Raw genomic sequence first — 20,672 nt, 5'->3', positions numbered from 1 at the left:
ATTGGCGCAGCCGCGCCCCTTCCTTTATGATGATGCACGCCTGGCGTTCGCCGCCCCATCCATTCAACGGAGTTCCGCATGACATCCACCACCACCGCCCCAGTCATCCCCTACGGCGCCTGGCCGTCGCCGGTCAGCGCCGCCATCGTGGCGGCCGGCGCCTCGCCGCTGACGCAACTGGCACTGGGCGGCGCCGATGGCGGCGACGTGTACTGGCTGGCCGGGCGCGCCAGCGAGGCGGGCCGCAACACCCTGCTGCGCCAGCGCGGCGCACGCGTCGACGAGCTCACGCCGGCGCCGTTCAATGTGCGCACGCGCGTGCATGAATACGGCGGCGGCGCGTATGCCATCGATGGCGAGACCATCTATTTTTCGCATTTTGCCGATAACCGCCTGTACCGCATTGACGGCGATGGCGCACCGCAAGCATTCAGCACCGGCGGCAATATTCGCCATGCCGATTTCGTGGTCGACAACGCGCGCGCGCGCCTGATCGCCGTCTGCGAACAGCATCCCGCGGAAGGCCATGCGCATCCCGAAAACAGCCTGGCGGCGGTCGGCTTCGACGGCACCCACGCCATCCTGGCGCACGGCCACGACTTTTATGCCGCGCCACGCCTGTCGCCGGACGGCAGCCAGCTGGCCTGGATCACCTGGGATCACCCGCGCCTGCCATGGCAGGGCACGGAACTGTGGCTGGCCGAGGTGCGGGCCGATGGCAGCCTGGGCACGCCGCGCCTGGTGGCCGGCAGCGCCAGCGAATCGATTTGCCAGCCGGAATGGTCGCCAGCCGGCGTGCTGCATTTTGTCTCGGACCGCAGCGGCTGGTGGAATCTGTACCGCCTGCACGGCGACAAACTGGAAGCGCTGTGCCCGATGGCCGCCGAATTTGCCACGCCGCACTGGACTTTTGGCGGCAGCATGTACGGCTTTGTGTCGGCCGATGACATCATCTGCACCTATATCCAGGATGGCGTGAGCCACCTGGCCCGCCTGAGCGTCGGCGCGGCCAAGCTCGAAGCGCTGCCGCACCCATATCAGGAAATCCGCGAGCTGCGCGTCGGCCCCGGTTTTGTCGCATTGCTCGGCGGCAGCCCGACCATCGCGCTGGAACTGGCGCGCATCGACCTGTCGAACAACGAGCTGGAAGTGCTGGCGCAATCGATTACGGAACTGCCCGAGCTGGCCTGCCTGTCGGTGCCGCGCAGCGTCAGCTATCCGACTACCGGCGGCCGTACGGCGCACGCGTTTTTCTATCCGCCCGTCAATGGCGGCGCGCAGGCGCCGGAAGGCACGCTGCCGCCCGTGATCGTCATCAGCCACGGCGGCCCGACCAGCATGGCCAGCAATACCTTGAAGCTGGCAACGCAATTCTGGACCAGCCGCGGCATCGGCGTGCTGGACGTCAACTATGGCGGCAGCAGCGGCTTTGGCCGCGCCTACCGCGACGCGCTGCGCGGCCAGTGGGGCATCGTCGACGTGGACGACTGCATCGCCGGCGCCCGTTACCTGGTCGAGCAGGGTCTGGCCGATGGCGAGCGGCTGATTATCCGCGGCGGCAGCGCCGGCGGCCTGACCACCCTGTGCGCCTTGACCTTCCACGATGTGTTCAAGGCCGGCGCCAGCTATTACGGCGTATCCGACCTGAAAGGGCTGGACCTCGATTCGCACAAGTTCGAATCGCACTACAATGACTACCTGATCGCTTCGCAACCCGAAGCCGAGGCGCTGTACCGGGCCCGTTCGCCGATCCACCATACCGACAAACTGTCGCGGCCGATGATTTTCTTCCAGGGCCTGGACGACAAGGTGGTGCCGCCGCAGCAGTCGCAGCTGATGGTCGATGCTTTGCGGGCCAGTGGCGTGCCGGTGGCGTATGTGCCGTTGCCGGGCGAAGGCCATGGCTTTCGCAAGGCGGAAAACATTATCCGCACGCTGGACGCGGAACTGTACTTTTATCAGCGCGTGTTCCGGCTGGCCACGCCGGAAGGCGACGCGCCGGTGCAGATCGACAATCTGCCCGCCTGATTTTGATTGATATTCCAACCCGAAAAGCCGCATGACCGACCCGCATTTGCTTGAAGAATTCGATGCCCTGGCGCTGCACGAGAAGATGATCCTGGCCTTGCTGGCCATCGTCGGCGAGCCGGTCGGCAAGCACGCCGTGTATGAGCATCTGCAGCGCGCCGATATTGTCGAACCGGATGGCACGCCGTTTACGCTGGCGGTGGTTACCGGCATGCTGCAGCGGCTGGCACGGCTGGCGCTGGTGACGGAGGTGGTGGGGCGCGGTTTTACTTGCGAAGCGAAACTGCGCTGGCCGGCCATGCGCGAGGCGATTGAACACCTGCACTTTCGCGACCTGTGCCAGGCGATCGAAACCATCAATCCGGTGCGCCGCAACTGGGACGGCTATGTGGAATTGCGCAGCTACCGGCAGGGCGTGGCGCGCCTGCGCATTGCCCTCTTGCGCAATGACGAGCGCAGCCAGGTCGCCAGCCTGCTGACCGCCTGCATGGCCTGTTATGAAGCGCAGCAGCTGCATCCGCTGATTGAAATCTGCGGCCGGCCATTCGAGCCGGCGATGCTGCCCTATATCGTGCCGCAGCTGCAGGACGAGATCCTGGCCGTGCTGCTGGCCAATGCGCCGCGCGAACCGGCCACCGCGCCGGCCATCCGCAGCTACGCGCGCGCGCATTTCGCGGCGCAAACGGCGGCCGGCGACTGGATCACCGCCTCGCTGCCGCTGGCGCTGGCCGAAGACGCCATCCTGTGCGGCGACCTGGAGCAGGCCGCACGGTACCTGGCGGGCCAGGAAGGCGCGCAGACGCTGCTGATCGACAGCACCATCGCCGTGCTGCGCGGCGAACACGCGCAGGCGCTGGCCGGCTTCGAGGCCGCCCTGAAGGCGCTGCGCAAGGAAACCGGCAAGCGCAAGCTGCTGTTTACCGGCATCGGTGGCCATCTGTACATGCTGGCGCTGCTCAAAAGCGGCGACGCCAAACACCTGAAAACGGCGGAGACCTATCTCGATATCGCGCTGCATGCCCAGCCCAATCACGACAGCGCCGTCTACCAGCAACTGCAGATGCTGCGCATGGTGCGCGCCGGCGTGATGCAGGCCGACGTGGTGCAGACACGCCACTGGGAAACCGCCCTGCAGGCACAGCTGTTCCAGGGCCTGCTGTACTACTGGCTGTCGCTGCCGCAACTGGCCGAACGCCAGCCGCAACTGGCGGCATTGGTCAGCCAGGCCGATGCGGCCGGGTATGAACTGATCGCGGCACAGGCGGCCGGCGTGCTGGGCCTGCTGGGCGATCCCGCCATGGAGCGCCATGCCACGGTGAAACGGGCGCAGCATGGCCTGACCGATATGGCGCCGTGGTTCGAGCGCCAGGAGGCGTGGCAACGCCAGCTGAGCGCGCTGATCAACCTGCAGCAAGGCAGCGCCGGCGAGACGCCCGGCAATGTGTCGCGCTTGATCTGGCTGGTAGCGTTCGACGCCCGCTATGGCCTGACGGCTGTCGAAGTGCGCGAACAGAAGCGCGATGCACGCGGCGGCTGGAGCAAGGGCCGCGCGATGAGCCTGAAACGCCTGGCCGAAGACGCGCTGGAAATCGATTTCCTGACGCCGCACGACGTGCGCGCAGCCGCCAGCATCGTGCCGTTCAAGCAATATTATTCGTCGGCGCCGCGCCATGAAATCGTGCTCGACAAAGCGGCGCTGGCGCTGGTCGGCCATCCGCTGGTGTTCTGGCTCGATGCGCCCGACACGCGCGTGGAGCTGCTGGCCGGCGCGCCGGAACTGCTGATCAAGTCGCATGACGGCCAGCTGTGGCTGGGCCTGCAGCCGCCCGTATCTGACGAGGCGGTCGACGTGGTGGTGCTGAAGGAAACGCCGACACGGCTGCGCGTGGTGCATATCCAGGACGAGCACCGGCGCATTGCCGCCATTGTCGGCCTGGGCCTGTCGGTGCCGCTGCATGCGGAAAAACAGGTACTGCAGGCGATCGGCGCCATCTCGTCGATCGTCACGGTGCAGTCCGATATCGGCGGCGGCGCGGCGGACGCCGAAGTGATTACGGCCGATGCGCGCCTGCATGTGCACCTGCTGCCCTACAGCCAGGGCCTGAAAATGCAGATCCTGGTGCGTCCGCTGGTCGACAGCGGCGCCTATTACGCGCCCGGCAGCGGCGCCGAAAGCGTGTTTGCCGACGTGGCCGGGCGCCCGGTGCAGGCGCGGCGCGACCTGAACGCCGAGCGCGAAGCGCAGCGCCAGCTGATCGGCAAGTGCCTGGTGCTGGAGGAGGCGGAAGAAGAGCATGGCGAATGGCTGCTGGGCCAGCCCTCGCTGGCGCTGCAGCTGCTGGTGGAACTGCAGGAACGCGATCCCGCCGGCCTGGTGCTGGCCTGGCCCGAGGGCGAATCGATGCGCGTGTCGAAACGCATCGACAGCGGCCAGATGCGCCTCAATATCAAAAGTGAAAAAGACTGGTTTGCCGCCAGCGGCGAAGTGCAGATCGACGAAGACAAGGTGATGGATCTGCGCGCGCTGCTCGACCTGATGCAGAACAATAAAAGCCGTTTCGTGGCGCTGGGCGACAACCAGTTCCTGGCGCTCAGCGACGAATTGCAGCGCCGCCTGTCGGAACTGGCCGCGTACGGCGTGGCGCATGCCGATGGCGTGCACATCCACCCGCTGGCCGCGTTTGCGCTGGAAGAGCTGGCCCATGACGCGGGCGGCGTGAACGCCGACAAACTGTGGCGCGAACATCTGCTGCGCCTGCGCGCGCTGGACGACTACACGCCGCAGCTGCCGACCACCCTGCAGGCCGACCTGCGCGACTACCAGCTGGCCGGCTTCGAGTGGCTGGCGCGGCTGGCCAACTGGGGCGTGGGCGCCTGCCTGGCCGACGACATGGGTCTCGGCAAGACGCTGCAGGCGCTGGCGCTGATCCTGTCGCGCGCGCCGAATGGCCCGACCCTGGTGATCGCGCCCACTTCCGTGTGCCTGAACTGGCTGTCCGAGGCGCAGCGCTTTGCGCCGACCCTGAAGCTGAAACTGTTCGGCAGCGGCGACCGCGCCGACATGCTCGACAATCTGCAGCCGTTCGACCTGGTAGTGGCCAGCTATGGCCTGCTGCAGCAGGAAGCGGCGCTGTTTGCCGGCGTGCGCTGGCATACCATCGTGCTCGACGAAGCGCAGGCGATCAAGAATGGCGCCACCAAGCGCTCGCAGGCCGTGATGGCGCTGCAGGGCGATTTCCGCATGGTGGCCAGCGGCACGCCGCTGGAAAACCACCTCGGTGAACTGTGGAACCTGTTCCGCTTCATCAATCCCGGTTTGCTGGGCACGCTGGACCAGTTCAACCTGCGCTTTGCCGGTCCGATCGAAAAAGACCAGGACAAGCGCGCCGCGGCCGGCGCACGCCTGCGGCTGCGGCGCTTGATCGCGCCATTCATCCTGCGCCGCACCAAGACGCAGGTGCTGTCGGAACTGCCGCCGCGCACCGAGATCGTGATGGAGGTGCAGCTGTCGCCGCAGGAAACCGCGCTGTACGAGTCCTTGCGCCGCGAAGCGCTGGAAAAGCTGGCGATGGTGGAAGGGCCGGCGTCGAAAAAAGCCATCCAGATCCTGGCTGAAATCATGAAGCTGCGCCGCGCCTGCTGCAATCCGCAACTGGTGGCGCCGGAACTGGGCCTGGCCAGCAGCAAGCTGGCGGCGTTTGCCGAGCTGCTCTCGGGCCTCTTGGAAAACCGCCACAAGGTGCTGGTGTTCAGCCAGTTCGTCGACCATCTGACGCTGATCCGCCAGCACCTGGAGCAGCATGGCGTCAGCTACCAGTATCTGGACGGCAGTACCACCATGCAGGAGCGCAAGCGCCGCGTCGACGCGTTCCAGGCGGGCGAGGGCGACGTGTTCCTGATCAGCCTGAAAGCGGGCGGCATGGGCATCAACCTGACGGCGGCCGACTATGTGATCCACATGGATCCGTGGTGGAATCCGGCGGTGGAAGACCAGGCCTCGGACCGCGCCCACCGCATGGGCCAGCTGCGGCCCGTGACGATCTACCGGCTGGTGGCGAAACACACGATCGAGGAAGGCATCGTCGAATTGCACCAGCACAAGCGCGACCTGGCCGACAGCTTATTGGAAGGCAGCGACGCGGCCGCGCGCATGTCGGCCAGCGACATGCTGGGCATGCTGCAGGAAGGGCTGAAAAAATAGCCTGGTGCGCACAAGCAGCCAGGTTCCATGCGATGATGTTTTTTCCGTATTGACGATTGCGCCCATGACCGATCCACTCGCCCTCCCCCCCAGCGCCGGCCCGCGCGCCATTTTTTTGTGCGGCAAATCCTGGACCGCCTATGTCAGCACCTTCATGATCGCGTTGCTGCTGTTTTTCGCCGCCCTGCCGCTGGCCTTCAAGTACAACACGCGGGCCGCCCTGATCGTGCTGCTGGGCTCGGCGCTGATCGTCGGCTACCGGCTGCTGACCATCCGCAGCCATCAGCTGTATTACGACGAGGCCGGTGTCTGGCTGGCTGCCGGCATCTTGCCATGGAAGAAAAAACTGACGGGCGTGCCATGGCGCGACATGGACCAGGCCAGCGCCGAGACCACTTTCTGGAGCTGGCTGTTCCGCTCGTACACGGTCCGCATCAGCCTGCGCGGCACCCGGCAAACGGTAATCCACGCCAGCGGCATGGCGCGCGGCAAGCAAGCCGTGGACGCCATCAATATCCGCCTGCGCGAGCTGCTCGACAGCCGCGCCGTCGTCGTCTGACGCCGCGATCGTCGCGTAAAGCTGGCGCAACGCCGGCGATTGATGCTAATCTTTGGGCCGCCACGGCAAGCTCAGCAAGACTGTGCAATCGTTGTTTGTTACCGACATTATCAGTTTAATATTTACTGATAGACACAAATAACCAAATAATCAAGAGAATACCTATGACGACAAGAAACAAAGTTGCGCTCGCCGCATTGATGATGGCGTTTACGCTGTCGCCAGCCAGCGCGGCAAAAAAGCCGCAGAAAAACGGCAAGGCCGCCACCAGCAAGCAGAAACCCGTGGGCAAGAAGGCGGCCGTCGTCGGCGCCACCGCCACGGCAGCTGCCGTGGCCGCCGTCGCCACTGAAAACAGCCGCGACCGCACGATGAACTACCTGAGCGGGCAGTTCCTGACCAATCTGTGGCGCCTCGATCCGGAAAGCGCGATTTCCGCAGGCAAATACGACGGCGCCGCCAACCTGACGATTCCCGACGCCGCCAGCCGCCAGCGCCAGCTGGCCTTTATCGATGAATGGCTGGAAAAATTCGGCAAACTCGATGGCAGCAAAATGTCGGACAAGCAACGCACCGATCTGGCGCTGCTGACCAACAAGCTGCAATCGGACCGCTGGTACCTGACTACCTTCCGCGAATTCGAATGGAATCCGGCGATGTACAACGTGGCCAGCTCGATCGACTTCATCCTCAACACGGAATACGCCTCGCAGCCGCAGCGCCTGCGCACCCTGCTCAAGCGCATCGCCACCGTGCCGCAATACTATGTTGCGGCGCGCGCCAGCATTGTCAATCCGACCCGTGAACACACGCAGCTGGCCATTGCCCAGAGCGCCGGCGTGCTGAGCGTGCTGGACGACCTGAACAAGGCGGCGCAGGCCTCAATCCTGACGCCGACCGAAAAGCAGCTGTACAACGCGCGCATCACGGCCGCGCGCACGGCCGTCCAGGGTTACGCTGCCTGGCTGACGGAACAGGACGCCGCGCTGGCGCAGAACGGCGCGCGCTCGTTCCGCATCGGCAAGGAATTGTACGAGCAGAAATTCAATTACGATATCCAGGCCAGCGTCAGCGCCGAGCAGATGTACCAGAAGGCGCTGGCAGCGCGCGAAAAGCTGCTCGAACACATGGACAGCCTGTCCGACGAGCTGTGGGTGAAAACCATGGGCAATGTCGCCAAACCGCAGGACCGTACCGCGAAGATCGGCATGGTGATCGACAAGCTGTCGAGCAACCATGTGGCGCCAGCCGACTTCGTGCCGGAAATCCGCCGCCAGATCCCGCAGCTGCAGGAATGGGTTACCAGCCACAACTTGCTGACGATGGATCCGCAAAAGCCGCTGGTGGTGCGTGAAACGCCGCCATACCAGCGCGGCGTGGCCGGCGCCAGCATTGAAGCACCAGGCCCGTATCGCCCGCAGGACCGCACCTATTACAACGTGACGCCGCTCGACGGCGAAACGCCGGAACAGGCCGAAAGCAGCTTGCGCGAGTACAACCACTGGATCTTGCAGATCCTGAACATCCACGAAGCGATTCCCGGCCACTACACGCAGCTGATCTATGCCAACAAGTCGCCGTCGCTGGTCAAGTCGATCTTCGGCAACGGCGCCATGATAGAAGGCTGGGCGGTGTATGGCGAGCGCATGATGCTCGAATCGGGCTACGGCAACAACGAAGCGGAAATGTGGCTGATGTACTCGAAGTGGAACTTGCGCAGCGTGACCAATACCATTCTCGACTACAGCGTGCATGTGCTGGGCATGACGGAAGCGCAGGCGATCGACCTGCTGACGCGCCAGGCCTTCCAGACCAGGCGCGAAGCGACGGAGAAATGGCGCCGCGTGCAGCTGAGCTCAGTGCAGCTGACCAGTTACTTCAGTGGCTACAGCGAAATCATGGATTTGCGCGAGCAGCGCAAGCAGGCCCTGGGCAGCCGCTTCGTGCTGAAGGATTTCCATGAGCAATTCCTCAGCTACGGCAGCGCACCGGTCAAGGTCATCAGGGAATTGATGCAGTAAGGTATTGAGCCATCCGATGCAAAGGGCGCTGCGGCGCCCTTTTTTATCCGTTTGCGGCATCACAAACCACTCTGCCCTGAGCGGCGTAGCGTAGATCCATCGATACCATCCATGGCGCTACTGCTGGTATTTGCCGATTTTTCTGCTACGGTGGAAGAAGGAGTGATGATGCATATGCCGATCCGGTTCGATACCCTCGATTACGCCAGGCGCCTCGCGTCCTCTGGCGTTCCCACGATGCAAGCCGAAGCCCATGCCGCGGCCCTGGGCGACGTACTGGGCCGCGCCGTCGTGGTGCATGGCGAACTGGCGGCCGTCGAACCCCATGTTCTTGGCGAAATCAAGCTGGTCAGGCACGAGATGAAGCAGCTTGAGCAGAAGATCGACACCCGCTTCGATGCGTGGGAACAGCGCATCGATACCCAGGCCAGTCTCGCGCAGCAAAGCCTTGATGCACGCTTCGAACGCATGGACTTGCGCCATGGGGCCGACATGAAACATCTGTACTGGATGGATGATGGGCACCCTGATCCTGCTGAGCATGGGCATGCTGAGCCGGCTGGTATTGCAATAAGGATTGTTGCCAGCATTAAAAAAGCCGCTGCTTCCCGGGGAAGACAGCGGCTTGTTCATGGGCTGGATAAACAAACGTCTACGATGCTTCTTCCGGTGCCTGGGTAGCCCGCACAAACATCGGCGCCACCAGCAGGCCCAGCTCGAACAGCAGGCACATCGGAATGGCCAGCGAAAACTGGCTGACCACGTCGGGCGGCGTCACAATGGCGGCGATCACGAAAGCGCCGACGATGATGTAGGGACGCACTTCCTTGAGCTTGGCAATGCTGACCAGTCCCATGCGCACCAGGATCACCACCACCACCGGCACTTCAAAGGTGGCGCCAAAGGCCAGGCACATCGACATGACGAAATCGAGGTAATTTTCAATATCGGGCGTGACCGCGATCGAACTCGGTGAAAAGTCGCTGATGAAGTGAAACACGCGGCCAAATACAAAGAAATAGCAGAAGGCCACGCCAGCCATGAACAGCAGCGAGGACGAAATCACCAGCGGCGCGATCAGGCGTTTTTCATGCGTATACAGGCCGGGCGCGATAAATGCCCACAGCTGGTACAGCACCCACGGCAGAGCAACGATAAAGGCGATCACCAGCGTCACCTTCATCGGCACCAGGAACGGCGAAATGACGCCGGTAGCAATCATTTTCGAGCCGGCCGGCAGCGAGGCGATCATCGGCTCGGCGATAAAGTCGTAGATCTGCGACGGGCCGGGCCAATAGAACAGCACCGCGCACACCACGGCGATGCCGATCGAGGCCTTGACCAGGCGGTCGCGCAGTTCGACCAGATGCGAGATAAAAGTGTCTTCCACCGGAGATTTGTCGCTCATGAGTAAACGGACGCCGAGGAGGACGCCGCATTGCGCGGACGGAAACGCGCCACGCGCGCCGCAGCCGACTGCACATGCAGCTTGCCGCCATGGCGCTGCTTGTACCAGCCGGGAATGGCGGAATTGCGCACCAGTTTCTTGCGCCGGAACTCGCGCGCCTTGCGCGCCAGGTCGTCATGGGTCGCGCGCAACATCGCTTCATGCGCGTCATTGCCGTCATGATCCTGCGCCGCATACACGGAGGTGTCGCCGCGCCAGGCGTTTTCCACGTCGGCCAGGCTGCCGGAAATCGAGTTTTCCACGCCGTGCATGGACTCCTGCACGCTCTGCTTGACCGAATGGGCCGCATCCTGCACTTCCTTCTGCAGGTTTTTCAGCTCTTCGAGTTCGATTTCGCGCGTGACTTCGGACTTCACCTGATTCAGGTAGCGCTGCGCGCGGCCATACAAGGTGCCGGCCATGCGCGCCACCTTCGGCAGCTTTTCAGGGCCGATGACGATCAGCGCGACCACGCCAATGATGGCGATTTTAGAGAGACCAAGATCGATCATAAGCGTACAAGCATTTCCAACGGGCAAGGCCTGAGCCCCGCCACGCTATCAGAACTTGTTTTTCTCTTTCGTGTCGACGTCGATCGTGCCTTTGTCAGCCACTTGCGATGGCGGCGCGGCAGGCGTGCCGGCCGGCGGGACCGGGTCGTCGCCCTTGACGCCATCCTTGAAGCCCTTGACGGCCTTGCCGATATCACCACCCATATTGCCCAGTTTTTTGGTGCCGAAGACCAGCATCACGATCACCAGAACGATCAGCCAGTGCCAAATACTCAATGAACCCATCACATTCTCCTTGCGGGACAGCGCCCGGTAGCGTCAACCAATGCGGATAGTATACACGCGAACCCGGCGGGTTGCGTAATGTCTGTCAGTGCTGGCCGCGCCATGGCCGCGGGCCACCATATACGTGCACGTGCAGGTGGTATACCTCTTGCCCGCCATCGGGACCGCTGTTGATCAGGGTCTTGAAGCCGCCCGACGGCACGCCATCGGTGTCATAGGTCACGGCGCAGCCGAATTCGGCCGCCAGTTTGGGCGCCAGGCGCAGCAGTTTGCCCAGCACTTCCGTATGGCTGTCGTCGCAGTCGGACAGGCTGGCCACATGGCGTTTCGGAATCAACAGCAGGTGCACCGGCGCGGCCGGGTTGATGTCCTTGAATGCCAGCAAATCGTCGTCTTCATACACGATGGTCGACGGAATCTGTTTTGCGGCGATCTTGCAGAAAATACAGTTATCCACGCATGCTCCAGGGGTTGATCAGTGTTGGTCGGCGTCGAGCGCGTCGCGCAGTTCATCCTTGCGCGCGGCTTTCTCTGCGAGGCCGGAAAGACCTTCGCGGCGCGCCAGCTCATCGAGCACCTGCTGTGGCGTCAGGTCGAACTGGGCCAGCATCACGAGGCTATGAAACCACAGGTCGGCGCACTCGTACAACACCTTCGATGGATCATTGTCGCGCCGCGCATCCTTGGCGGCCATCACGGTTTCTGTCGCTTCTTCGCCGATCTTTTTCAGGATCGCATCGTCGCCCTTGGCAAACAGGCGCGCCACGTAGGAAGTGGCAGGGTCGCCGCCATTGGCCAGCTTGCGCGATTCGATCACGGCGGCCAGGCGTTTCAGGGTTTCGCTCATTTGTTCTTCGTGTGTGCGTAAATGGTTTCAGGGTCCTGCAGCACCGGCTCGGTGATCAGCCATTCGCCGGTTTTCTCGTCGCCCTCGAACTTCTGGAAGAAGCACGAATGGCGACCCGTATGGCAGGCGATGCCGCCGGTTTGCTCGATTTTCAGCAGGATCACGTCTTCATCGCAATCGAGGCGGATTTCCAGCACCTTTTGCGTATGGCCCGATTCCTCGCCCTTGTGCCACAGTTTCTTGCGCGAGCGGCTCCAGTAGACGGCCTCGCCCAGTTCCACCGTGCGCGCCAGCGCGTCGCGGTTCATCCAGGCAAACATCAGCACATCGTTGCTGCCCGCCTCCTGCGCGATCACCGGCACCAGGCCATGCTCGTCCCACTTGACCTTCTTGAGCCACTTGGCATTGCTTGCCACTGTTCCGTTTAACATAGTCTGTCTGTCCTCTTAAACCAGGCGCATCGGAATGCCCTGCTGCGCCATGAAGCGCTTGGCTTCCTGCACCGTGTGCTGGCCATAGTGGAAGATGCTGGCGGCCAGCACCGCGTCGGCGCGGCCCAGCTTGATGCCGTCGGCCAGGTCCTGCAGGCCGCCCACGCCGCCCGAAGCGATCACGGGAATGCTGACCGCGTCCGACACGCCGCGCGTCAGGCCCAGGTCAAAACCGATTTTGGTGCCGTCGCGGTCCATGCTGGTCAGCAGGATCTCGCCGGCGCCCAGGCTTTCCATCTTGCGCGCCCACTCGAACGCGTCGAGGCCGGTGGCAGTGCGTCCGCCGTGGGTAAATACTTCCCACTTGCCGGGCGACACCTGCTTGGCGTCGATCGCCACCACGATGCATTGCGAGCCGTGTTTTTGCGACGCTTCATATACCAGTTGCGGATTGGTCACGGCCGAGGTGTTGATGCTGACCTTGTCGGCGCCCGCGTTGAGCAGGCGGCGCACGTCTTCCACCACGCGCACGCCACCGCCGACGGTCAGCGGAATGAATACCTGCGAGGCGACCGCTTCGATGATGTCGAAGATCAGGCCGCGGTTGTCGCTCGATGCCGTGATGTCGAGAAACGTGATTTCGTCGGCGCCCTGCTCGTCATAGCGGCGCGCGATTTCCACCGGGTCGCCCGCGTCGCGCAGCTCGGTGAAGTTGACGCCCTTGACGACGCGGCCATTGGTCACGTCCAGGCAGGGGATGATTCGTTTTGCAAGCATGATTAATCCAGATTGTCGCCACAAGAAAACCGGGACGCAGGCGCCCCGGCGGTACCGCATCAGGCCTCGGCGTCGTCTTCCACGTCGAGGTCGCCGCTGAGTTCATCGGCGCGCAGTTGCGCCTGCGCCAGGTCGATCGTGCCTTCGTAGATCGAGCGGCCGCAGATCACGCCTTCGATGCCTTCGTCCTGCACCGCGCACAGCGCTTCGACGTCGCCCAGGTTGTGCAGGCCGCCCGAGGCGATCACGGGAATCTTCACCGCTTGCGCCAGCTTGACGGTCGCTTCGATATTGATGCCGCCCATCATGCCGTCGCGGCCGATGTCCGTGTAGATGATCGATTCGACGCCGTAGGCTTCGAATTTTTTCGCCAGGTCGATCACCTCATGGCCCGACATCTTGCTCCAGCCGTCGGTCGCGACCTTGCCGTCCTTGGCGTCCAGGCCGACGATGATATGGCCAGGAAACGCGCCGCAGGCGTCGTGCAGGAAGCCCGGGCTTTTCACGGCGGCCGTGCCGATGATGATATAGCTGATGCCGGCGTCCAGGTAGCGCTCGATGGTGTCGAGATCGCGGATGCCGCCGCCCAGCTGGACGGGGATTTCATCGATATCGTTTTCGACCGCAAAGTCCTGCACCGCTTTCAGGATGGCCTTGACCGCGCCCTCGTTCTTCGGCTTGCCGGCAAAGGCGCCATTCAGGTCGACCAGATGCAGCCGCCGCGCGCCTTGCATCAGCCAATGGCGGGCCATTTCGGCCGGGTCTTCGGAAAATACGGTGGCAAGTTCCATATCGCCTTGTTTCAGGCGTACGCAGTGACCGTCTTTCAGGTCGATGGCGGGAATAAGCAGCATGGTCTGTGTGGTTTAGAGTGAGTGAGTAGCAAAAGGTTCTGGGGAAGAACGGATCAGGGTTGCCAGTGAACGAAGTTCTTGTACAGCTGCAAGCCTGCGGCAGCACTTTTTTCAGGGTGGAACTGTGTAGCGAAAATATTATCACGGGCGACGGCGCACGCGAACGGCTTGCCGTAGATAGTCTGGCCGACCGTATGCGCTGCCTCTTGAGGCTGAGCAAAATAGCTGTGCACGAAGTAGAAATAAGCGTCGTCGGCAATGCCTTCCCACAAGGCATGCGGCGCCGTTTGCTGCACCTGGTTCCAGCCCATCTGCGGCACCTTGAAACGCGAGCCGTCATCCTGCAGCTGGCCGTCGAGCTGGAAGCGCACGACCTTGCCCGGCAACAAGCCCAGTCCGGCCGCATTGCCTTCTTCGCTGCCGTCAAACAGCATCTGTTCGCCGATGCACACGCCCATCACCGGCTTGCTGCCGGCCGCGCGCAGCAGCGCTTCCATCACGCCCGATTCGCGCAGGCTGCGCATGCAGTCGGGCATCGCGCCCTGGCCCGGCAGCACGATGCGGTCGGCGCTGTCGATGTCATCCGCCAGGCCCGAAATGCGCACGTCCGCTTCCGGCGCCACCGCGCGCAATGCCTGCGCCACCGAGCGCAGGTTGCCCATGCCGTAATCCACCACCACGATTTTATTCATTGTCTTGTTCTCAGAATCTACAGATAGCCGCCGGGCCGGCGTTTACAGGCTGCCCTTGGTCGATGGAATGATGCCGGCCGCGCGCTCGTCGAGCTCGGCAGCCATGCGCAGGGCGCGGCCAAAGGCCTTGAACACGGTTTCGCACTGGTGATGGGCATTGGTGCCGCGCAGGTTATCGATATGCAGGGTCACGCCCGCATGGTTGACGAAGCCGCGGAAAAATTCCAGCGTCAGGTCGACGTCGAAGCCGGCGATCATCGCGCGCGTAAACGGGATGTGGTATTCGATACCCGGGCGGCCCGAGAAATCGAGCACCACGCGCGACAGCGCTTCATCGAGTGGCACATAGGCGTGGCCGTAGCGGCGGATGCCCTTCTTGTCGCCGATCGCCTTGGCCACCGCCATGCCCAGCGTGATGCCAACGTCTTCCACCGTATGGTGATTGTCGATATGCACGTCGCCGGTCGCTACGATGTCGAGGTCGATCAGGCCGTGGCGGGCGATCTGGTCGAGCATGTGGTCGAGGAAGGGCACGCCGGTATTGAGCTGTTGCCGGCCGGTGCCGTCGAGGTTGATGGCGACGCGAACTTGCGTCTCATTGGTGTTGCGCGTGATGTCTGCGGTGCGGTTCATGAGGGGACTCTGGCGATAGGCTAAACGAGGGATGCCTTGAAGGCATCGTAAAAAAGGGAATTTTCTTCGGGGGTACTGACGCTGATACGCAGGCAGTTGGCCAGCACAGCATGCATTTTACTCATATTTTTGATTAAAACCCGGTGGGCAAGCAGTTTTGCGCAAACATCGTCGGAATCAGCCACACGAATCAAAAGAAAATTTGCCTTCGAGGGAAAGACCGTCACGCCCGGCAGCGCTGCCAGGCGGTCAGCCAGCTCATCGCGCGCAGCATTGATCAGCGCTGCCTGTGCATTGAGCACGTCGAGGTGGTCGAGCACGAATTCGGCCGCCACTTGCGTCAGCACATTGACGTTGTACGGCGGGCGCACTTTCTCGAACTGCTCCAGCAGCCTTGGCGCCGCCGACATGTAGCCCAGGCGGATACCGGCCAGGCCCAGTTTCGACACGGTGCGCATCACCACCAGATTCTCGAATTCAGGCAAGCGCTGCATGAAGCTTTGCTGCGCAAATGGCTCGTACGCTTCGTCGAGCACGGCGATGCCGGTGTCGCCCAGCGCGGCGATAATGCGCTCGATATCGGCCGCGTCGAACAGGTTGCCGGTAGGATTGTTCGGGTAGGCCAGAAATACCAGCGCCGGGCGGTGCTGTTCAATCGCCGCCAGCATGGCGTCCATGTCCAGCGTGAAGTCCGCATTCAGGGGCACGCCGACGAACTCCATGCCGGCAAACTGCGCCGAGCGGGCATACATCACGAAGCCCGGCACCGGCGCCATCAGCACGGCGCGCGGCGCGGGCGCCTGGCGGGCGCAGGCCATGGCCAGCATCGAGATCAACTCATCGGAACCATTGCCAAGAATCACGTCATGGCCGGCGGGCACGCCCAGCTTGCTGCAAACGGCTGCCTTCAGGCTGGCATACGAGTGCGGATAGCGGTTCAGCACGGCGCCGGCCAGGCGCGCACCGAGTTCTTCGCGCAGCGGCAGCGGCAGCAGATACGGGTTTTCCATCGCATCGAGCTTGAGATAGCCGCCGGCGTCGGCCACCTGGTAGCTGTTGACGGCCCGCACATCGGCGCGCACCGTATTGCTGATTAACTGATCGAGGAAAGACATGCTGCAAACACTCCAGATAGATGAATTCAGACCGCGGCGTCTTCCGGCACGGCCACGCGGCGCGGTTTCCTGGCCGGCGTTTTCTTGGCGGCCGGCTGGTCGATTGGCTGGTCGGCCAGTTTTTTGCTGGCCGCCACCGCACGCTTGGCGGCGGCTTTTTTCGCCGCTGTCACCGGCGCAGGCGCCGCCGGTTGTTGCAAGGCTTCCTGCTCCAGCGCCGCCAGCCGCTGTTCGATAATGGCGCAGTAATCGGGGTTCAGCTCGAAGCCGACGAAATCGCGCCCGCAGCGCTTTGCCGCCAGCGCCGTGGTGCCGCTGCCCATGAACAGGTCGAGCACCACGCCGCCCGGCGGACACGAGGCCTTCACCATGCGTTCGATGATTTCGAGCGGCTTCTGGGTCGGGTGGTCGGCCCGCTCCGGATGCTCCTTGTGCAGGCGCGACACGCTCCACAAATCCTTCGGGTTGTAGCCCACTTCCAGCCACTTGGCGCCGATAAAGATCGAGCGCGAGCGCGCCTTTTTGGTTGCCGCGTCATACGCGATGCGCACCGCGTCGAGGTCAAAATAATAATCCTTGCGCCTGACGAAAAAGCCGATCGTGTCGTGTACCGACGAAAAGCTGCGCACGCTGCCGCCCATCGAGGGCACGCGCCGGTCCCAGATAATTTCATTCATCATCGCCATGCGCTGTTTCAGCATGACGAAGATCTCGGGCGAAAAGCGCCAGGTGGTGAAAATATACAGGCTGCCGTTGGCTTTGAGCTTGGGCAGCGCCGCATCGATCCACTGCTCGGTCCAGCGCAAGTAGTCCGCCACCGACTGCTGGTCCGAGGCATTGCCGTAATCCTTGCCCAGGTTGTACGGCGGGTCGGTCAGGATCAGGTCCACCGCGCCATCGGGAATGCGCGCCAGCCCGGCCAGCGCATCTTCGCACCAGACCCGGTTGATCCAGTCCTGCGCTGGCGCCGGCGGCGTCATTGCGGTTTCAAGCGCAGTTCGGCGCTGCGCGCGTGCGCCTGCAGGCCTTCGCCATAGGCCAGCGTGGCGGCGACCTTGCCCAAGGTTTGCGCACCGGCTTCGCTGACATGGATGATCGACGAGCGCTTCTGGAAGTCATACACGCCCAGCGGCGACGAAAAGCGCGCCGTGCGCGAGGTCGGCAGCACGTGGTTGGGACCGCAGCAGTAGTCGCCCAGCGACTCGGACGAAAAACGCCCGAGGAACATGGCGCCCGCGTGGTTGATGCGGTCGGCCCACTGCTGCGGGTTTTCCGCCGAAATTTCCAGGTGCTCGGCGGCGATGCTGTTGGCGATCGCACATGCTTCTTCCATGTCGCGCACCTTGATCAGGGCGCCACGGTCGGCCAGCGAGGTGCTGATGGTGGCCTGGCGCGGCATCGTCGGCAGCAGCCTGGCGATGCTTTCCTCGACCCGTGCGATGTAGTCGGCATCGGGGCACAGCAGGATCGCCTGCGCCAGTTCGTCATGCTCGGCCTGCGAGAACAGGTCCATCGCCACCCAGTCCGGGTCGGTGCTGCCGTCGCACAGCACCAGGATTTCGGACGGTCCGGCGATCATGTCGATGCCGACGATGCCGAACACGCGGCGCTTGGCGGCGGCCACATAGGCGTTGCCCGGACCGACGATTTTATCGACGGCGGCGATCGTGCGCGTGCCATACGCCAGCGCGCCGACCGCCTGCGCGCCGCCGATGGTGATCACGCGCGTCACGCCCGCGATCGCGGCAGCGGCCAGCACCATCTGGTTCTTGATGCCGTCCGGCGTTGGCACCACCATGATGATCTCGGCCACCCCCGCCACATGGGCCGGAATCGCGTTCATCAGCACCGATGACGGATAGGCGGCTTTCCCGCCCGGCACATAGATGCCGACCCGGTCCAGCGGCGTGATCTTCTGGCCCAGCACCGTGCCATCGGGCTCGGTATACGTAAACCCTTTCAGCTCGTCGCGCTGGCGCTCGTGGAACACGCGGATGCGCTGCGCGGCGATCTGCAGCGCTTCGCGCTGGGCCGATGGCAGGCCGTTCAGCGCCGACTGCAGTTCGGCTTGCGAGATGTCGAACGCCGCCATTTCGGCCGCGCCGCCATGCGGGATGCGGTCGAAACGGTTGGTGTAGTCGAGCACGGCGGCGTCGCCGCGCGCTTTCACGTCGGCCAGGATTTTCGTCACCGACATTTCAATCGCTTCATCGGTGCCCGCTTCGAACGCCAGCAGCGTATCGAGTGACTGTTGAAAGCCATCCTGGCTTGAATCGAGTTTGCGTATCTGTATCGGCATGATGATCTTCCTGCTGGTTCCGGTGCTTGTTACTTGGCTTGTTACTTGGCTTGCGAGGCGCGTTCAAATGCCTCGATAATCGGCTGCAGGCGCGCGCGCTTGAGCTTCAAGGCGGCCTGGTTGACCACCAGGCGCGACGAGATTTCCATGATGTGTTCGACTTCCACCAGGTTGTTCGCCCGCAGCGTGCTGCCGGTGCTCACCAGATCGACGATGGCGTCGGACAGGCCCACCAGCGGCGCCAGTTCCATCGAACCATACAGCTTGATCAGGTCGACGTGCACGCCCTTGGCGGCAAAGTGCTCGCGCGCCGTGTGCACGAACTTGGTGGCCACGCGCAGGCGCGCACCCTGCTGCACCGCTTTTTCGTAGTCGAAGCCGGCCTGCACCGCCACCGACATGCGGCAGGCGGCGATATTGAGGTCGATCGGCTGGTACAGGCCTTCGCCGCCGTGTTCCAGCAGCACGTCCTTGCCGGCCACGCCGAAGTCGGCCGCGCCATACTGCACATAGGTCGGCACGTCGCTGGCGCGCACGATAATGACGCGCACGTTCGGGTCGTTGGTCGGCAAAATCAGCTTGCGCGAGGTTTCCGGGTTTTCCAGCACGCGGATGCCGGCCGCTTCCAGCAGCGGCATGGTGTCGTCGAAAATGCGGCCCTTGGACAGCGCCAGGATCAGCTGCGAGTCGTTGTTCAAACCATTCATGTTCTTGTCTTCTTTACTTGATGCGCACGATGTTCGCGCCGACCGCCGACAGTTTGACTTCCATGCGGTCGTAGCCGCGGTCGAGGTGATAGATGCGGTCGATCAGCGTTTCGCCGTCGGCGGCCAGGGCCGCGATCACCAGCGAGGCCGAAGCGCGCAGGTCGGTCGCCATCACGGGCGCGCCGCGCAGCTGCTTGACGCCGGCGATGATGGCCGTATTGCCTTCGATCGTGATGTCGGCGCCCAGGCGGTTCATTTCCTGCACGTGCATGAAGCGGTTTTCAAAGATCGTCTCGGTAACGCGGCTGGCGCCGTTGGCCAGCGTGTTGACGGCCATGAACTGCGCCTGCATGTCGGTCGGGAAACCCGGATATTCGGTGGTGCGGAAACTCACCGGGTTCGGACGCGCCGACATCTCGGCGCGGATCCAGTCGGCGCCAAAGGTCATCGTCAGGCCCATCGCGCGCAGCTTGTCGAGCGCCGCGTCGAGGATATCGGTGCGCACATTGCGCAGGGTGATGTCGCCGCCGGTGGCCGCCACGGCGCACAGGAAGGTGCCCGTTTCGATCCGGTCGGCGATCACCGCGTGCGAGGCGCCATGCAGTTCGGCCACGCCCTGGATCACCAGGCGGCTGGTGCCGATGCCGTCGATCTTCGCGCCCATCGCCACCAGCAGGTTGGCCAGGTCGGTCACTTCCGGTTCGCAGGCGGCGTTTTCCAGCACCGTTTCGCCCTGCGCCAGGGTAGCGGCCATCAGCAGGTTTTCGGTGCCGGTGACGGTGATCATGTCGGTCACGATGCGCGCGCCTTTGAGCTTGGCACATTTGGCGTAGATATAGCCCGCTTCGATGCGGATTTCGGCGCCCAGCGCTTCGAGACCCTTGATATGCTGGTCGACCGGACGCGAACCGATGGCGCAGCCGCCTGGCAGCGACACTTTGGCTTCGCCGAAACGCGCCAGCAGGGGGCCCAGCACCAGGATCGAGGCGCGCATGGTTTTCACCAGTTCATACGGCGCTTCGAGCGAGGTGATGCTGCTGCCATTGAGCACCACGCGGTCGCCGTCCTGCTGCACTTTCAGGCCCGTCTGGCCCAGCAGTTTCAACATGGTGGCGACATCGTGCAGATGCGGCACGTTGCTCAGCTCCAGGTCGCCGGCGGTCAACAGACCCGCGCACAGGATGGGCAGGGCGGCGTTCTTGGCGCCGGAGATGGCGATGTCGCCGTTCAGGCGGTTGCCGCCGTTGATCAGGAGCTTGTCCAT

General features: G+C 63.4%; 20 protein-coding genes. 5 read left to right on the top strand and 15 right to left on the bottom strand.

All coding sequences use genetic code 11. The features are described 5' to 3' along the window. Positions 1 to 78: 78 nt before the first annotated feature. The 5 genes from RTQ46_RS10960 (at position 79) to RTQ46_RS10940 (ending at position 9,490) form a co-directional block, all read left to right on the top strand. Positions 79 to 2,028 (top strand): prolyl oligopeptidase family serine peptidase, encoded by a 1,950-nt coding sequence (locus tag RTQ46_RS10960; protein WP_312436521.1) that lies wholly within the window; start codon positions 79 to 81, stop codon positions 2,026 to 2,028. A 31-nt stretch (positions 2,029 to 2,059) separates the two neighbouring features. Continuing rightward, positions 2,060 to 6,229 (top strand): DEAD/DEAH box helicase, encoded by a 4,170-nt coding sequence (locus RTQ46_RS10955; RefSeq protein WP_312436520.1) that lies wholly within the window; start codon positions 2,060 to 2,062, stop codon positions 6,227 to 6,229. A gap of 64 nt (positions 6,230 to 6,293) precedes the next feature. Further along, positions 6,294 to 6,788 (top strand): hypothetical protein, encoded by a 495-nt coding sequence (locus tag RTQ46_RS10950; RefSeq protein WP_312436519.1) that lies wholly within the window; start codon positions 6,294 to 6,296, stop codon positions 6,786 to 6,788. A gap of 164 nt (positions 6,789 to 6,952) precedes the next feature. After that, on the top strand, positions 6,953 to 8,809 hold the full coding sequence (locus tag RTQ46_RS10945; protein WP_312436518.1) for a DUF885 domain-containing protein: 1,857 nt from the start codon (positions 6,953 to 6,955) through the stop codon (positions 8,807 to 8,809). Positions 8,810 to 8,920: 111 nt separating this feature from the next. Then, a complete protein-coding gene (locus RTQ46_RS10940) occupies positions 8,921 to 9,490 on the top strand; it encodes a hypothetical protein (RefSeq protein WP_312436517.1) in 570 nt (189 codons plus the stop codon). Here the strand turns inward: RTQ46_RS10940 and tatC are convergent. The 15 genes from tatC to murA form a co-directional block, all read right to left on the bottom strand. Next, positions 9,462 to 10,217 (bottom strand): twin-arginine translocase subunit TatC, encoded by a 756-nt coding sequence (tatC, locus tag RTQ46_RS10935; protein ID WP_312436516.1) that lies wholly within the window; start codon positions 10,215 to 10,217, stop codon positions 9,462 to 9,464. The genes RTQ46_RS10940 and tatC overlap by 29 nt on opposite strands. Then, a complete protein-coding gene (tatB, locus tag RTQ46_RS10930) occupies positions 10,214 to 10,768 on the bottom strand; it encodes a Sec-independent protein translocase protein TatB (protein WP_312436515.1) in 555 nt (184 codons plus the stop codon). The genes tatC and tatB overlap by 4 nt, the downstream gene beginning before the upstream one ends. A gap of 48 nt (positions 10,769 to 10,816) precedes the next feature. Beyond that, the gene (tatA, locus tag RTQ46_RS10925) at positions 10,817 to 11,053 is read right to left on the bottom strand and encodes a Sec-independent protein translocase subunit TatA (RefSeq protein WP_312436514.1); all 237 of its coding nucleotides are present in this window, start codon (positions 11,051 to 11,053) and stop codon (positions 10,817 to 10,819) included. An 85-nt stretch (positions 11,054 to 11,138) separates the two neighbouring features. Further along, positions 11,139 to 11,510 carry a histidine triad nucleotide-binding protein gene (locus tag RTQ46_RS10920; RefSeq protein ID WP_312436513.1) on the bottom strand — a complete coding sequence of 124 codons (372 nt, stop codon included), beginning with the start codon at positions 11,508 to 11,510 and terminating at the stop codon, positions 11,139 to 11,141. 18 nt (positions 11,511 to 11,528) lie between these two features. Further along, positions 11,529 to 11,900 (bottom strand): phosphoribosyl-ATP diphosphatase, encoded by a 372-nt coding sequence (locus RTQ46_RS10915; RefSeq protein ID WP_312436512.1) that lies wholly within the window; start codon positions 11,898 to 11,900, stop codon positions 11,529 to 11,531. Beyond that, positions 11,897 to 12,316, bottom strand: coding sequence for a phosphoribosyl-AMP cyclohydrolase (hisI, locus tag RTQ46_RS10910; protein ID WP_312436551.1), 420 nt, complete (start codon positions 12,314 to 12,316; stop codon positions 11,897 to 11,899). Before hisI ends, RTQ46_RS10915 begins: the two co-directional genes overlap by 4 nt. Positions 12,317 to 12,346: 30 nt before the next feature. Next, on the bottom strand, positions 12,347 to 13,108 hold the full coding sequence (hisF, locus tag RTQ46_RS10905) for an imidazole glycerol phosphate synthase subunit HisF (RefSeq protein ID WP_312436511.1): 762 nt from the start codon (positions 13,106 to 13,108) through the stop codon (positions 12,347 to 12,349). Positions 13,109 to 13,167: 59 nt separating this feature from the next. After that, positions 13,168 to 13,962: a 1-(5-phosphoribosyl)-5-[(5-phosphoribosylamino)methylideneamino]imidazole-4-carboxamide isomerase gene (hisA, locus tag RTQ46_RS10900; protein WP_312436510.1), complete on the bottom strand. Its 795-nt coding sequence runs from the start codon at positions 13,960 to 13,962 to the stop codon at positions 13,168 to 13,170. 53 nt (positions 13,963 to 14,015) lie between these two features. Further along, complete coding sequence (gene hisH / locus RTQ46_RS10895; RefSeq protein ID WP_312436509.1) at positions 14,016 to 14,654, bottom strand: imidazole glycerol phosphate synthase subunit HisH; 639 nt, start codon at positions 14,652 to 14,654, stop codon at positions 14,016 to 14,018. A 42-nt stretch (positions 14,655 to 14,696) separates the two neighbouring features. Further along, positions 14,697 to 15,287 (bottom strand): imidazoleglycerol-phosphate dehydratase HisB, encoded by a 591-nt coding sequence (gene hisB / locus RTQ46_RS10890; protein ID WP_312436508.1) that lies wholly within the window; start codon positions 15,285 to 15,287, stop codon positions 14,697 to 14,699. 20 nt (positions 15,288 to 15,307) lie between these two features. Then, a complete protein-coding gene (gene hisC / locus RTQ46_RS10885) occupies positions 15,308 to 16,402 on the bottom strand; it encodes a histidinol-phosphate transaminase (protein WP_312436507.1) in 1,095 nt (364 codons plus the stop codon). A gap of 26 nt (positions 16,403 to 16,428) precedes the next feature. After that, complete coding sequence (locus tag RTQ46_RS10880) at positions 16,429 to 17,382, bottom strand: site-specific DNA-methyltransferase (protein ID WP_312436506.1); 954 nt, start codon at positions 17,380 to 17,382, stop codon at positions 16,429 to 16,431. Further along, complete coding sequence (gene hisD / locus RTQ46_RS10875) at positions 17,379 to 18,701, bottom strand: histidinol dehydrogenase (RefSeq protein WP_312436505.1); 1,323 nt, start codon at positions 18,699 to 18,701, stop codon at positions 17,379 to 17,381. The genes RTQ46_RS10880 and hisD overlap by 4 nt, the downstream gene beginning before the upstream one ends. A 41-nt stretch (positions 18,702 to 18,742) precedes the next feature. Continuing rightward, positions 18,743 to 19,408, bottom strand: a complete 666-nt coding sequence (hisG, locus tag RTQ46_RS10870; protein WP_312436504.1) for an ATP phosphoribosyltransferase — start codon at positions 19,406 to 19,408, stop codon at positions 18,743 to 18,745. A 13-nt stretch (positions 19,409 to 19,421) separates the two neighbouring features. Next, positions 19,422 to 20,672 (bottom strand): UDP-N-acetylglucosamine 1-carboxyvinyltransferase, encoded by a 1,251-nt coding sequence (gene murA / locus RTQ46_RS10865; protein WP_312436503.1) that lies wholly within the window; start codon positions 20,670 to 20,672, stop codon positions 19,422 to 19,424.

The organism is Janthinobacterium sp. (assembly GCF_031995485.1).
In the GTDB taxonomy this organism is placed as follows: domain Bacteria; phylum Pseudomonadota; class Gammaproteobacteria; order Burkholderiales; family Burkholderiaceae_D; genus Janthinobacterium.
Note: the sequence above shows the minus strand (reverse complement) of the source record. Positions and strands in the feature narration are given on the sequence as shown.